Here is a 367-nt window from a genome sequence, read left to right as displayed (position 1 = left end):
AATTTGGTCGCGGTGCTGGGCAAGCTCGGCGGCCATCCGGGGCGACGCGAGGGCCTGGTGCTCGAACTGATCGATCCGGCCTACGCCAACCTGGGCTTGCCGCCGACGTTTGCCAGCTGCACGCGCGATGTGTACGCGCCGGGAAGCACGTTTTCGGCCAGACAGATTGCCGACATCGGCATCGGGATCGCCTCGGCCTGCGCCACCTTGCACGCCAAAGGTCTCATGCACGGCGACCTGTACGCGCACAACATCATGGTTGATGCGACCGGACCGGCGTTGCTGGGCGATTTTGGCGCCGCCACGTCCTACGAGCGCGCCGGGCCGCAGGCAAGCCAGCTAGAACGCATCGAGGTCAGGGCGTTTG

At 66.2% G+C, this 367-nt stretch carries 1 protein-coding gene; it reads left to right on the top strand.

Going from position 1 to position 367, the window contains the following annotated elements:
- On the top strand, window positions 1-367 hold a 367-nt coding region (locus tag D0817_RS26865), incomplete at both ends, for a protein kinase domain-containing protein (protein ID WP_161568480.1).

The sequence above is a fragment of the Flavobacterium cupreum genome, assembly GCF_003996965.1.
Classification (GTDB): Bacteria; Bacteroidota; Bacteroidia; order Flavobacteriales; family Flavobacteriaceae; genus Flavobacterium; species Flavobacterium cupreum.
Note: the sequence above shows the minus strand (reverse complement) of the source record. Positions and strands in the feature narration are given on the sequence as shown.